The 13,759-nt window shown below is 37.6% G+C and carries 12 protein-coding genes, 1 riboswitch and 1 other annotated feature; of the genes, 11 read left to right on the forward strand and 1 reads right to left on the reverse strand.

Annotated features, from left to right (window positions below; translation table 11 throughout):
* Nucleotides 1-8: 8 nt before the first annotated feature.
* From hemC to ACZ5N5_RS13760, 6 genes are all read left to right on the forward strand, one after another.
* Nucleotides 9-944 (forward strand): hydroxymethylbilane synthase, encoded by a 936-nt coding sequence (gene hemC, locus ACZ5N5_RS13735; RefSeq protein ID WP_054787844.1) that lies wholly within the window; start codon nt 9-11, stop codon nt 942-944.
* The gene (locus tag ACZ5N5_RS13740; RefSeq protein WP_464372661.1) at nt 941-1,723 is read left to right on the forward strand and encodes a uroporphyrinogen-III synthase; all 783 of its coding nucleotides are present in this window, start codon (nt 941-943) and stop codon (nt 1,721-1,723) included. Before hemC ends, ACZ5N5_RS13740 begins: the two co-directional genes overlap by 4 nt.
* Complete coding sequence (hemB, locus tag ACZ5N5_RS13745; protein ID WP_464372662.1) at nt 1,720-2,703, forward strand: porphobilinogen synthase; 984 nt, start codon at nt 1,720-1,722, stop codon at nt 2,701-2,703. Before ACZ5N5_RS13740 ends, hemB begins: the two co-directional genes overlap by 4 nt.
* A gap of 24 nt (nt 2,704-2,727) precedes the next feature.
* Complete coding sequence (hemL, locus tag ACZ5N5_RS13750; protein ID WP_054859093.1) at nt 2,728-4,011, forward strand: glutamate-1-semialdehyde 2,1-aminomutase; 1,284 nt, start codon at nt 2,728-2,730, stop codon at nt 4,009-4,011.
* A gap of 216 nt (nt 4,012-4,227) precedes the next feature.
* Complete coding sequence (locus ACZ5N5_RS13755) at nt 4,228-5,226, forward strand: LysM peptidoglycan-binding domain-containing protein (protein ID WP_054859094.1); 999 nt, start codon at nt 4,228-4,230, stop codon at nt 5,224-5,226.
* A gap of 155 nt (nt 5,227-5,381) precedes the next feature.
* Nucleotides 5,382-6,389 (forward strand): phosphotransferase, encoded by a 1,008-nt coding sequence (locus ACZ5N5_RS13760; protein WP_054859095.1) that lies wholly within the window; start codon nt 5,382-5,384, stop codon nt 6,387-6,389.
* On the opposite strand, the gene ACZ5N5_RS13765 is transcribed toward ACZ5N5_RS13760, so the two are convergent.
* Nucleotides 6,386-6,574 carry a hypothetical protein gene (locus ACZ5N5_RS13765; RefSeq protein ID WP_109983993.1) on the reverse strand — a complete coding sequence of 63 codons (189 nt, stop codon included), beginning with the start codon at nt 6,572-6,574 and terminating at the stop codon, nt 6,386-6,388. The two genes, ACZ5N5_RS13760 and ACZ5N5_RS13765, sit on opposite strands and share 4 nt — an antisense overlap.
* A gap of 628 nt (nt 6,575-7,202) precedes the next feature.
* A riboswitch (cyclic di-GMP riboswitch) is annotated at nt 7,203-7,290 on the forward strand.
* 32 nt (nt 7,291-7,322) lie between these two features.
* On the opposite strand from ACZ5N5_RS13765, the gene ACZ5N5_RS13770 reads away from it, so the two are divergent.
* The 5 genes from ACZ5N5_RS13770 (at nt 7,323) to ACZ5N5_RS13790 (ending at nt 13,711) form a co-directional block, all read left to right on the forward strand.
* Nucleotides 7,323-7,457 carry a hypothetical protein gene (locus tag ACZ5N5_RS13770; protein WP_277678278.1) on the forward strand — a complete coding sequence of 45 codons (135 nt, stop codon included), beginning with the start codon at nt 7,323-7,325 and terminating at the stop codon, nt 7,455-7,457.
* A 361-nt stretch (nt 7,458-7,818) separates the two neighbouring features.
* On the forward strand, nt 7,819-9,033 hold the full coding sequence (locus ACZ5N5_RS13775) for an NAD(P)/FAD-dependent oxidoreductase (protein WP_109983994.1): 1,215 nt from the start codon (nt 7,819-7,821) through the stop codon (nt 9,031-9,033).
* A gap of 213 nt (nt 9,034-9,246) precedes the next feature.
* The gene (locus ACZ5N5_RS13780; RefSeq protein ID WP_109983995.1) at nt 9,247-9,885 is read left to right on the forward strand and encodes an ABC transporter ATP-binding protein; all 639 of its coding nucleotides are present in this window, start codon (nt 9,247-9,249) and stop codon (nt 9,883-9,885) included.
* Nucleotides 9,882-10,661 (forward strand): ABC transporter permease, encoded by a 780-nt coding sequence (locus ACZ5N5_RS13785; protein WP_109983996.1) that lies wholly within the window; start codon nt 9,882-9,884, stop codon nt 10,659-10,661. The genes ACZ5N5_RS13780 and ACZ5N5_RS13785 overlap by 4 nt, the downstream gene beginning before the upstream one ends.
* Nucleotides 10,662-10,766: 105 nt before the next feature.
* Nucleotides 10,767-10,996 (forward strand) — a binding site (T-box leader).
* Nucleotides 10,997-11,062: 66 nt separating this feature from the next.
* Complete coding sequence (locus ACZ5N5_RS13790) at nt 11,063-13,711, forward strand: valine--tRNA ligase (protein ID WP_109983997.1); 2,649 nt, start codon at nt 11,063-11,065, stop codon at nt 13,709-13,711.
* Nucleotides 13,712-13,759 lie beyond the last annotated feature (48 nt).

Raw genomic sequence — 13,759 nt, forward strand, 5'->3', positions numbered from 1 at the left:
GTAATAAAATGCGAAAAATAGTCGTAGGATCTAGACGTAGTAATCTTGCTTTGACTCAATCTGAATGGGTCATTGATCAATTGAAAAAATATACTGGGGATCAATTTTCATTTGAAATAAAGAAAATTGTAACAAAAGGGGACCAAATTTTAAACGTGACTTTATCCAAGGTCGGTGGAAAAGGCCTTTTCGTAAAAGAGATTGAAAAAGCAATGTATGATCATGAAATTGATTTCGCTGTTCATAGTATGAAGGATATGCCAGCAGTTATGCCAGAGGGGCTTATTATAGGATCCATTCCTATGCGAGAAGATCATCGAGATGCGTTTATATCAAATGACCATATCCGATTAGAAGATCTCCCAGCTGGTTCTATAGTGGGAACAAGTAGTCTTCGAAGAGGATCACAAATATTAGCGGAACGTCCTGATCTAGAAATTAAATGGATAAGAGGAAATATTGAGACAAGATTGAGAAAATTAAAGGAAGAGAATTTTGATGCTATCATCCTAGCAGCGGCAGGCTTAAAGAGAATGGGGTGGGGAGAAGAGATGGTTACCCAATTCTTGGAGCCAGAAGTATGTGTGCCCGCAGTAGGACAAGGTGCTCTTGCCATTGAATGTCGGGAGGATGATCAGGAACTTATTGAATTATTGAAAAAAATAAATCATTCCTATACAGAAAAAACGGTAACAGCAGAAAGAACTTTTCTTCATTTACTGAATGGTGGATGTCAAGTCCCTATTGGTGGATATGCTTATCTAGACAACGATGAGGTTAATCTAACCGCTTTAGTAGCAAGTAGTGATGGCAAAACAGTTCTAAAAGAAGTGGTAACAGGAATTGATCCGGTTGAAGTAGGTAAAGAAGCTGCAGAGAGATTAAAGGCAAAGGGTGCTCAACAACTAGTAGATGAAGCGATAGAAAAGAATGAAAAGGAATGAGCAAAGCACTTAAAGGTAAAAAGCTTTTAATTACAAGAGAGGAGAAACAAGCTCAGCCATTAGTTGAGCTTGTTCAACACGCTGGTGCAGAACCATTTCTAGCACCTTTACTTCAGTTTCAGCCGATATACTCTAAAAACAATGAACAAGCTCTTAAAAAGATACAAGAACAGGTTGACTGGCTGTTTTTTACAAGTGCTAATACCGTTTATTTTTTTGAAGCTTACCGAAAACAATTAGGTTTAACCTTTAGTCAGAAAATAGCTGCCGTCGGGGTGAAAACTAGTCACGCTCTTATGGAATATGGATATACTGTTCATTTTCAACCATCCATTTATAGTGGTGCGGTGATGGTCCCAGAATTTATTAATAAATTCGGAAAAGAACAAAAGATAGCATTGATCGGTGGAGAAAGTGCGAGAGATGAAATCCCGGATTTACTACAAAAAAATCACGTTTCCTTTCAACAGGTGGCTATTTATCGTACAATGAAAAATGATGCGGGAAGAAAAAAGTTAAGGTATGCTTTAAAGCAGGAAATGGATGCATGTTTATTTACGAGTCCCTCAACTGTAAAGACTTTTATCGAATTTGCTGATGCTTATTACCTAGAAAAGACGAAAAAGGAAACACTTGCTGTTGCCATTGGACTTACAACAGCAACAGAGCTAAAGAAACAAGGATTCCAACATGTTATTTATCCACAGAAATATACGATTGAGGCGATGGTAGAGCAATTAGTTGCTTACCTCCAAAACGAAAGGACGAAAAAAGAATGACTGTGAACGAATTTGACCGCCATAGAAGATTACGTAAATCTGCTACGTTAAGATCATTAGTAAGAGAAACGAAGTTAAATACATCTGATCTAGTATATCCCTTGTTTATCGTAGAAGGTGAAACAATAAAGAGTGAAGTAAGCTCGATGCCTGGTGTATTTCAAATTTCGTTAGATTATTTAGATGAAGAAATAGATGAACTTCTTACGCTTGGCATACCAGCTGTTCTCTTATTTGGAATTCCAAAGGAGAAGGATGAAGTTGGCTCTGGAGCTTATGATCCACATGGTATCGTGCAGAAAGCCATTCGCCAAATTAAACAAAAAACAGATAAATTATTAGTGATAGCAGACACCTGTTTATGTGAATATACTTCTCACGGTCATTGTGGTGTCATTCATGATCATGATGTAGATAACGATAAGTCATTGCCGTTACATGTAAAAACAGCCGTAACTCAGGCAGAAGCAGGAGCGGACATTATTGCACCATCGAACATGATGGACGGTTTTGTAACAGAGATACGAAAAGGCTTAGATGAGGCAGGTTTCTGTGAGATACCTATTATGTCGTATGCTGTGAAATATGCCTCCGCATTCTATGGCCCATTTCGTGATGCAGCAGATAGTACTCCACAATTTGGCGACCGAAAAACCTATCAGATGGATCCTGCCAATCGTCTTGAGGCGATGCGTGAAGCACAATCAGATATAGAAGAAGGAGCGGATTTTATTATCGTAAAACCGGCTTTGTCCTATATGGATATTATTCGGGAAATGAGAAATGCCCATCCCGTTCCTGTCGTGGCTTATAATGTTAGTGGAGAGTATTCTATGATTAAGGCTGCTAGTTTAAATGGCTGGATAGATGAAAAAGCGGTTGTCATAGAAAAATTAACAAGTATGAAAAGAGCAGGGGCAGATATTATCATTACGTATTTTGCAAAAGATGTTGCAGAATGGTTACAAGAAAAATCCTAATAGAGATGAAAGGGGATCCTCATTATGCTACAAAATCAAAAATCAGTAGATGCTTACAAAGAAGCAGTAGATTTAATGCCTGGTGGTGTAAATTCTCCTGTTAGAGCTTTTAAATCAGTGGGAATGAATCCGATTTTTATGGATCACGGTAAAGGTTCCAAAATTTATGACATTGATGGAAATGAATATATTGATTATGTTCTAAGCTGGGGTCCATTAATACTAGGACATGCTCATGAAGGTGTTGTTCAAAAATTAAAGGAGGTAGCAGAGAAAGGAACTAGCTTCGGTGCTCCAACACTGTTAGAAAATGAATTAGCTCAGTTAGTAATTGATCGCGTTCCATCTATCGAGATGGTTCGAATGGTTAATTCTGGAACAGAAGCTACCATGAGTGCATTACGATTAGCACGAGGCTATACAGGGCGTAATATTATTTTGAAATTTGAAGGTAATTACCATGGCCATGGAGATTCTTTATTAATAAAAGCAGGTTCTGGTGTGGCAACCTTAGGCTTACCAGATAGTCCAGGAGTGCCTGAAAGTGTTGCCAAACATACCATTACAGTCCCTTATAATGATATAGAAAGTCTGAAATATGCCTTCAATGAATTTGGAAAGGACATAGCGGCAGTGATTGTAGAGCCAGTGTCGGGTAATATGGGAGTCGTTCCACCGAAAGGCGATTTCCTTCAAGAATTGAGAAAAATAACAACAGAAAATGGCAGTCTATTAATTTTTGATGAGGTCATGACAGGATTTCGTGTCGGATTTCATTGTGCACAGGGATACTTTGGTGTGACACCTGATTTAACCTGTTTAGGAAAGGTTATTGGTGGAGGGCTACCGGTAGGTGCATATGGTGGAAAGCGTGACATAATGGAGTCCGTTGCACCTGTTGGAGATATTTATCAGGCAGGTACTCTTTCAGGGAACCCACTTGCTATGACAGCTGGCCTCGAAACATTAAAGGCAATGGATAAGGATGCCTATAAAGCAATTAATCAGAAGGTCGACCGGCTTGTGACAGGTTACAAGGAAGCTGCGGAGAAATATAAGCTTAATCTTCAAATTAATCGAGCTGGCTCTATGGTAGGCGTGTTTTTTGCTGATCAACAAGTTGTTGATTATGCTACTTCTTCTCGTTCAGATCTCGATCAATTTGCAAGCTATTATCGTACAATGGCAGAAGAGGGAATCTTCCTACCACCTTCCCAATTCGAAGGTTTGTTCCTTTCCACTGCACATACCGATGAAGACATAGAAAAAACTATTCAAGCTGCTGAAAAAGCATTTTCTAAATTATAACGATTATATGAAGAGTTGTTTTAAAAAGGTGCCTTATCGAGGGAGGGCCACTTACTTTAGAACAACTCTTTTTCATGGTTATCTTTACTTGGATGGACGTTTAGGGAAATTCAAGATATAAAAGATCAATCAACTTCTTCATAATCTCGATTCCTTCTTCATATATTTTAAGAGAGATAGCTAGTTCGCTAATCGTATATGGAAGGGGGAACCGAGTTGGGTGAGGTATTTACATTCAATATTAATGAGAAAATCTCATTTCAAGATCAACCTTTAATGAAGGAAATGTTAGGTATTGGGCTAGAGCCTGTTATCTCTATTCAGGAATTAGGGGAAAGCTTGTCTGTTCGTGGAGTGATGGAACTAAAAGGTGAATACATTCAGACAGATCAACAAGAGGTTAGAGCGGAGGAACTAGAATATCAAGGTAACAAGGTAGAACGGGTGGAGCCAATTTCAGATGAGACTTGCGAATTTTTTCACAAATTTATAATGGATATAACGATTCCGATGGAAAGAATTGCTTCCATGGAGGATGTTGCAGTGGAGGTAGACCATTTTGATTATGTGTTGAATTCACCAGGGTCGATAAATGTGGAAGCTGTTCTGGCGATTCATGGTTTAACAGAAGAAGCTGTGATTGTTGAAAGGGACCCAGAGGAAGAGTTAGTTAGATATGACGCTGAAGCGGAGTCGGACCATTCATTACGTGAAGAGGAGCAATTTCAGTTCACCGTTAATCAAGAAGCAAACCTTCAACAGGAAGAAGACAATGTCATTCCATTGACAGAGAGCAGTGAAACAACTTCTGAGAGTGAGGAACCTGTGATGGAACGTGAAGAAGTTCATGAGGAAAATGTTTGGGAAGAAAGTCATCGTGAAGAAGTGGAGCAAGAAGAGGTAGTTGATGAATATGAAGTGGAAGATGAACAATCATTAGAGGACGACGAAAGAGAAGAAGAGAAGATACATGTTCAAGGTAGATCAGAAGGCGTGGATGATACTTCTTATCTGTTAAATATTTTCTCGGAAGAAGAGGAAGCTACTAGCTATTCAAAATTGAAATTATATATTGTACAGCCAGAGGACCAAATGCATACTATTGCCGAGCGATATGATGTCTCTCCACGACAGATCATGCGAACGAATCATTTAGAAGATGAAGATGTTACCTCCGGACAACTCATTTATATTCCAATTACTTCAGATGAATAACGATAAAAATCCCTTGGTCATTTTGAAGCAAGGGATTTTTTTACTATAAGAATAATATTTTATTAAAGATATTTGTAAAACTTCGGCTCCCACTATGGGACGAGGCAGATACTTTCGTTTTCCTAACATTTATTAATGATGAGGAGTGTATGTAAGTGATAGATCTTCAACCCGTTCTTGATGCATATCAAATAATACCAACTAAAGTGGAAAAAGTGACAGATCGTGTTTTTAAAATTCATACAAATTATCGGATTTACGCATTAAAACATACTTCTTTATCTGATCAACAGCTTGGTCACTGGCAGGCGGTACATCATTTTCTCGATCAACGAAAGGTGCTTGGGTTTCTTCCTGTTTTTTTCACTGTAGCAGGAGATCCTTTTGTTACAAATCAACAATCCATTTTTTATCTGATGCCTTGGGTAGAATCATTTCCACATGAGCGACCAACAGATGAGTGGACATCCTTTTTTCATGCATTGGGAAAATTACATGCTAGTACATTGCAGTTGATTGAATTAGATCAGCAAAAACAAAATCAAGCAGAGTACCAAGCATATTTCCATAGTGAAATGAAACGAAATAGTGATGAGCTACTACAATATATTCGTTTATTTGAAGCAAAACGTTTTATGTCACCAGTTGAATTACAAGCTTGCATGTATTATCGGGATATGGAATGGGTATTAGAAGAAACGGAGAAATGGCAGCAAGTATATCTTGATGCTCTAGAAAAATCGGATAAGACCAGTATTGTGTTATGTCATGGGAACCTAGACCCTACCCACTATATCATGACAAACAATCAAACATATTTCTTGAACTGGGAGCATGCTCAGATGGCTTCACCTGTACATGATCTTATCAGTTTTTTATTATTTAACTTTCAATACCATGATTGTCAGATAAACAAATTAAAGGAAGGACTTCGCATTTATTTTCAATATATTCCATTTGGCGATCTGGAAAAAAGTCAACTAGCATTACAATTATTATCTATGGAAAAATATATGCATTGCTTAAAAGCTCACAACACCCCGAATAAACAAACAGTTATATATGAATCGATTCGATTTGAGAAGGAATATCGTAAGCTCTTGTTCTCGATTCAGCTTTCAGAAGACCTATTTTCGACGATCCAGCAGGTGGAGATGGATTAGATCCATTCCAAATGGAAGGCAATTAAAATACAAAGTAAAATACCTAGAAGGAGTACATCGAATGTCGTGGGGATAAATATTGTACGAATACCTTGGAAAATTACAATCGGAACAATGCAACGCTGACAAACAATGATACATTCTCGTGCCCATGGAGGTAACTTATATCGATAATATCGTCCCATATTCTCACCTCACTAGATTAGTCTTATCATTATATGCACGGATTCCAATAAAAGTGAGGGAATTAGCAACTTTTATCACGATTCTTTGTGCTATTCTAATTAGTCGAAGCTGATTTGGCTAGCAACGAACGTAAAATAGCAAATAAATTCTTTCAAAAAACAGTTTTTTTTGCAGGATTTTGCCAATTTTTATAGAATATATATAAGATAGTTCCTCTACTTAGGCAAAAGAGATTGTTGAATAGCTAGGGGTGTACAATTTTAATATTGGTAATGAATATAAATAGAAAACCAATATTGGAGACATCATCGTGTCCGTTATCATGATTATGTTACACATGAGAAGCAAATAGTATATAGGTCAATAAAGTGAGAGTTCCATTCGTGTTTTTTCAACCTTCACTGATGGGTTAGTGCTGGTAATAAAGAGAGTGGAGAACAAAGTATCCAATTGTTCCGAATGTCCTTAGTCTACTTTAGATACTATTATCTTTAAGCTGAGACATAAAGAAAATCGAGGAGAGACTTTTGGTTAAATCAGGCCTACTCGATAGTTTGGATGCTAGTGAATTCTCACTTTATTAGAAATTATCATTTTGTAGTAGAAGTACTATTTACTATTAATTATCTCAGAAAAAGGCAAACCTATCGTAAGGTAGGGACGCAAAGTTACAGATCCTAAAGCACAACTGCAAACGGATGGCTGTGCTGCCTGGAATACAGATTTGTATTTTAGGAGGAATTAGAATTGAATAGCAAGGGATTAAACATGGATTACGAGTGGGTTTACTTATTGTTAAAAGCAAAAGAGCAAGGATATACGATAACCGAAATAAAGGCATTTATTGATAGAGAAAAAAAGAAAAATGTGCATGATTCATGATGGTGATATGATTTAATTGATCAGAAATACGGACACTTTACTCATAGACTATTCTGGGCTACGGCTCAAATAGTCTCTTTTTTACATTTGGAAATTATAAAATTTTTGCAGGAAGAAATGCGACAAAGCGAGAATTTTGAAGACTAAAGTATAAGAAAAGTTTAACGCATCCGCTAAAGGGACATGCGAATGCGAGTTTTTCTAATATCGATCAAGTAATGAAACCTTGGACATAATTAGACGTTATTTTTTCCATTTGTTATACTAAGTTTAGATAATTGGTAAATGATACATATAAATTGAATTAGTAACACAATCTATATTTGTTATCATTTAATTTATTGGAGAAGGGATGAATTTTATGTCGACAACGACACCACATATTGTGGTATTAGGTGCAGGCTATGCAGGTATGATGACAACGAAAAGATTGATCCAACAACTAGCTCCACATGAGGCACAGATCACTCTTGTAAACAAGCACAACTATCATTATCAAACAACCTGGTTACATGAAGTGGCAGCAGGAACAATAGATGTCAATCGTTCACGTATTATGATTTCTGATGTGATTAACACGAAACGAGTTCATCTTGTCCAAGATACGGTTGAACGGATAAAAGCGGATGAAAAAAAGGTTCTATTGCAAAATGGCGAACTTGATTATGATTACTTAGTGATTGGATTAGGATTTGAAAAAGCGACATTTGGCATTCCTGGAATGGATGAGCATGCTTTTTCTATACAGTCTGTGGATACAAGCCGTATGATCCGTGATCATATTGAATATCAATTTTCTAGATATAAAACAGAAGATAACCCTAGTGATGATATATTAACCATCATCGTTGGCGGAGCCGGCTTTACTGGAATAGAATTTGTCGGGGAATTAGCCGAACGTATTCCGGTACTATGCAAGAAATATGATATTCCCCGTAAAAAAGTGAAAATCATTAATATTGAAGCAACTCCTACTATATTGCCAAATTTTGATGAAGAATTGTTAGAATATGCACAACGCTCCCTTAAAGCTAGAGGAGTCCAATTTAGGCTAGGAACCATGATTAAGGAAGTAAAAAAAGATGCGGTCATTGTTGGAGACGATATGGAAGAAATCAAAGCCGGAACCTTTGTATGGACTGGTGGAGTACAGGCAAATCGCATTGTCGGGGAATCAGGCTTTGAGTTAACAAAAGGAAAAGTCAATGTGGATACGATGTTAAGAGCACCGGGACATGATGATGTCTTTATTCTTGGAGATTGCGCATGGGTGATGAACAAGGATACCGGTCGTCCGTATCCACCAACTGCTCAAATTGCGATTCAAGAAGCAGATGTTTGTGCTCATAATATTAAAACAATGATTCAAGGTGGTACATTACGAGAATTCACCTTTGATGATAAGGGAACGGTTGCTTCACTTGGTGGATCAGAAGCGATGGGTACAGTATTCGATGGTCATAAACTTTATGGATTACAAGCGAAAGTAATGAAGCATGTGATAGATGACCGCTATTTATTTTTACTTGGAGGTCCTGGATTAGTATTGAAAAAAGGAAAGTTCCGACCATTTTAGTAAGGAGGTAGAAGTGATGAAAAACACTTTATTCTATACATTGCTAACTATTATTGCAACGATTTTTTATGTTCTTGTTTCCAGAAAATTAGAGGATAAAAGAGATTTTCGTTAGTATAAATTTGCGGGAGTAGGTGTTTAACGTAGACATCTACTCCCTTACATTTTTTTGCACCATTGCAGCATACTAAATGTTTAAAGGAGGTGTGTCCATTGTTTATGCTTAATAACGTAGTATTCCGAGATATTTTACATATTGATAAGCTAGAAATTCCTGATCGTAAAGTAATCTGTCTATTTGGGGAGAGTGGTAGTGGAAAGTCTACTTTATTAAAAATGTTAAATGGATTATTGACCCATGATCATGGGGAGATCTTGTTTCAGAACCAATCGATACTAGAATATAACCCAATAGAGCTTAGAAGAAAAGTGGTGATGTTGGGACAAGATCCTATTATGTTTGAGGGGACGGTTCGAGATAATTTATTGATTGGACTGGATTTTTCTGAGCGTGAAAGGGTAGAGGATGCGAAGCTGCTCAATTTGTTAAAAGAGCTGGAATTAAGTAAATCATTGGATGATGAAGCAGATAAATTATCAGGTGGTGAGAAGCAAAGAGTTGCGTTTGCGAGAATCTTATTAATGGATGCTGTCATCTACCTTTTGGATGAGCCAACCTCAGCACTCGATGAAGGGACCGAACACAAAGTAATGGATTTTATGATACATCGTGTACAACAAGATCAATTAACCGCTATATTCGTTACCCATTCAAAAGAGGTAGCAGAACAATATGCAGATCAAATCATCTACATGGAGGATATAAATAAGAAGGAGGTGATTTCATCATGAATAAGATGATGGATATCACTCTTTGGCAATTGATTTCTGCTTATATTTTCATGGTTCTATTACTTGTTATTGTTCGTTGGCGTAGGATTCCTCGAGAAAAGGAAATTGTTATTGCGACATTTAGAATGACAATCCAGCTCGTGCTTGTGGGCTATGTTCTCGTTTTTATATTCGAAAATGAGAACTGGATCTATTCTATTCTGGTTCTAATGTTAATGGAGATTTTTGCAGTTTATAATATTTATAGGCGTACTAAAATGCCTCTTACAAAAAATCTGAAGAAGATTATTGCGATTGCTATGATTGTTGGTACACTCTTCTCGTTTTTATATTTTGATTTTATTGTTGTACAATTTTCACCATGGTATGATCCTCGTTATTTCATTCCAATTGCTGGAATGTTAATAGGTAATTCAATGACGGGTATTACATTAGGCGTAAGTGCTCTTTTAGAAGGCTTTCGTTCACGAAAAAAAGAAATTGAGGCAGCTTTAATGCTTGGAGCAACACCAAGTAAAGCTTCCAAAAGAATGGTGAACAATGCCTTTGATTCAGCAATCTTGCCGACAATAAACAATATGGTTGGGATGGGTATTGTTTTTTTACCTGGAATGATGACAGGGGTCATTTTATCTGGGGCAAGCCCGTTAGATGCGATCAAATACCAGATTGCGATAATGCTCGGTATTACAGGTAGCGTTTCTTTGTCCGTAATTATCTTCCTATATTTCGGATTTAAAACCTTTTTTAACAAAAGGGCACAGCTTGAATTATAAAATATTTTTACTCCCTCACCTATGTACTGTGATAATTATCCTTGACGAAATGACGCTTTTTTGGATAAAATAACATATAATATATGACACCATTATTTGATGGAGTTAAATGTGATGATGAGGAAGAGTATTTCATGCTTATCGTACAAGAGAAGAAAGTCCATTGGCTGAAAGATTTTCTCGATAAAAGGTGAAAGAAGGTAGCCTCTGATGCAGCTCTACTGAACGAGTAGTAGGTAAAGCCGGGTGAACCGTTATCTCTTTAAGAAGTTGTATAGGCTTATTGCTTATAAACAAAGGTGGTACCGCGGAAATCAAACCTTTTCGTCCTTTTTACTAGGATGAAAAGGTTTTTTTGATTCCTATATCATAGAAACTGGAAATAACAAGGAGGAAATTATATGGCTGATCAACAGGAAGTGAATTTACCACCAAAGTATGATCCCACTACAGTAGAAAAAGGTCGTTATCAATATTGGGTGGATGGTAAATTCTTTGAGGCTGAAAGAAATCCAAAGAAAGACCCATTTACGATTGTCATCCCACCACCAAACGTTACAGGAAAACTACACATTGGTCATGCTTGGGATACCACATTACAGGATATTATTACAAGGATAAAGCGTATGCAAGGATATGATGTTCTATATTTACCTGGAATGGACCATGCTGGAATTGCTACACAAGCAAAGGTAGAGGAGAAGCTTCGTGAAGAAGGAGTTAGTCGCTATGATCTAGGGCGTGAGAAGTTCTTAGAAAAGGCATGGGATTGGAAGGAAGAATATGCAAGCTTTATCCGAGAGCAGTGGTCGAAACTGGGATTAGGACTTGATTATTCCCGTGAACGATTTACTCTTGATCAAGGCTTATCAGATGCAGTAAAAGAAGTGTTTGTTAAGTTGTATGAGAAGGATTTAATTTATCGTGGAGAGTATATCATTAACTGGGACCCACAGACAAAGACCGCTCTTTCAGATATTGAAGTTATCTATAAAGATGTCCAAGGCTATTTCTATCATATGAGATATCCACTAGCCGATGGTTCAGGACATATTGAAATTGCCACAACTCGTCCTGAGACAATGCTTGGAGATACAGCTGTAGCCGTTCATCCAGAAGATGAGCGATACAAGCATTTAATTGGTAAAAAAGTTAAGCTTCCGATCGTTGGACGCGAAATAGAAATCGTTGCAGATGATTATGTGGATAGGGAATTTGGTTCCGGTGCTGTAAAAATCACGCCCGCCCATGATCCGAATGATTTTGAGATCGGAAATCGTCATAATCTTGCACGTATTTTGGTTATGAATGAAAATGGGACGATGAACGAAAATGCTGGTAAATATCAAGGAATGGATCGCTTTGAATGCCGGAAGCAGATTGTTAATGACCTTCAGGAGCAGGGGGTATTATTTGAAATAGAAGAACATATGCATTCAGTTGGGCATTCTGAACGAAGTGGTGCCGTTGTGGAACCTTACCTTTCAACACAATGGTTTGTGAATATGCAGCCATTAGCAGATGCAGCACTAGAATTACAAAAGAACAGTGATGAAAAAGTCCACTTTGTCCCAGCTCGTTTTGAAAAAACCTATTTAAGATGGATGGAAAATATTCGTGATTGGTGTATTTCTCGACAATTATGGTGGGGCCACCGGATTCCTGCTTGGTATCATAAGGAGACTGGAGAGGTCTACGTAGGGAAAAAAGCACCTGAAGATATCGAGAATTGGGAACAAGACACAGATGTGTTAGATACTTGGTTCTCATCTGCATTATGGCCTTTCTCTACATTAAATTGGCCAGATACAGAGGATGAGGATTTCAAGCATTTCTTTCCAACTAATGCTCTAGTAACAGGGTATGATATCATATTTTTCTGGGTAGCTCGTATGATTTTTCAATCGAAGGAATTTACCAATGAACGTCCTTTTAAGGATGTACTCATTCACGGTCTTGTAAGGGATGCGGAAGGAAGAAAAATGAGTAAGTCATTAGGAAATGGAGTCGATCCAATGGAAGTGATCGAGAAGTATGGTGCTGATTCACTCCGATATTTCCTTTCCACTGGTTCAAGTCCTGGGCAGGATTTGCGCTTCCAATGGGAAAAGGTAGAATCTACTTGGAACTTTGTCAATAAAATTTGGAACGCATCACGGTTTGCTTTAATGAATATGAATGGATTAAAATTTGAGGAAATTGACTTAACAGGGAAAAAGTCTGTTGCGGATCAATGGATTCTCACACGCCTAAATGAAACGATAGAGCAAGTTACTCGTCATGTTGACAAATATGACTTTGGAGAAGCAGGTCGTTACTTATATAATTTCATTTGGGATGACTTCTGTGATTGGTATATTGAAATGGCTAAACTACCATTATACGGGGATGATGAAGCGGCAAAATTAACGACGCGATCTATTTTGGCCCATGTTTTAGACCAAACCATGAGAATGCTTCATCCATTTATGCCATTTGTCACAGAAGAAATTTGGCAACAATTACCTCACGAAGGAGAGTCTATTGTTCGTGCATCATGGCCAGTAGCTCAACAGGAGCTTTCTAACCATGAGGCATCTGACATCATGCAACAGCTTGTAGCGATAATTCGATCTGTACGTAATATTCGTGCAGAGGTTGATACACCTTTATCCAAAGAGATTCCGATTTATATTCAAGCAAATGATCCAGAAGGAAAAGCAAATATGGAAGAGAATCGTGTGTATCTTGATCGTTTCTGTAACCCTAGTGAGCTTGTGATTGACACTACGGTGGAAGTGCCTGAAAAAGGAATGTCTGCTGTCGTAACAGGTGCGGAGATTTTCTTACCATTAGAAGGGCTGATCGATATTGATAAGGAATTAGCTCGCTTGCAAGCAGAGTTGGAAAAGCTTGATAAGGAAGTAGAGCGTGTCGATAAGAAGCTTTCCAACGAAGGATTTGTCAAAAAGGCACCAGAACATGTTGTAGAAGCAGAAAAGGCAAAGCAACAAGATTATATGGAGAAAAGAGAAAAAGTCAAATCACGAATGAATGAATTAAAAGGCTAAGGTATTAGAGAAGCATGGAGTTTGGAACTCCATGCTTTTTGTCTCTAA

It is taken from the genome of Gracilibacillus sp. JCM 18966 (assembly GCF_055392695.1).

Coding starts and splice junctions, on each gene's coding strand:
- ACZ5N5_RS13775 (WP_109983994.1), top strand. CDS start 7,819: ATGTCGACAACGACACCACATATTGTGGTATTAGGTGCAGGCTATGCA.
- ACZ5N5_RS13790 (WP_109983997.1), top strand. CDS start 11,063: ATGGCTGATCAACAGGAAGTGAATTTACCACCAAAGTATGATCCCACT.
- hemC (WP_054787844.1), top strand. CDS start 9: ATGCGAAAAATAGTCGTAGGATCTAGACGTAGTAATCTTGCTTTGACT.
- ACZ5N5_RS13765 (WP_109983993.1), bottom strand. CDS start 6,574: ATGGGACGATATTATCGATATAAGTTACCTCCATGGGCACGAGAATGT.
- hemL (WP_054859093.1), top strand. CDS start 2,728: ATGCTACAAAATCAAAAATCAGTAGATGCTTACAAAGAAGCAGTAGAT.
- hemB (WP_464372662.1), top strand. CDS start 1,720: ATGACTGTGAACGAATTTGACCGCCATAGAAGATTACGTAAATCTGCT.
- ACZ5N5_RS13785 (WP_109983996.1), top strand. CDS start 9,882: ATGAATAAGATGATGGATATCACTCTTTGGCAATTGATTTCTGCTTAT.
- ACZ5N5_RS13740 (WP_464372661.1), top strand. CDS start 941: ATGAGCAAAGCACTTAAAGGTAAAAAGCTTTTAATTACAAGAGAGGAG.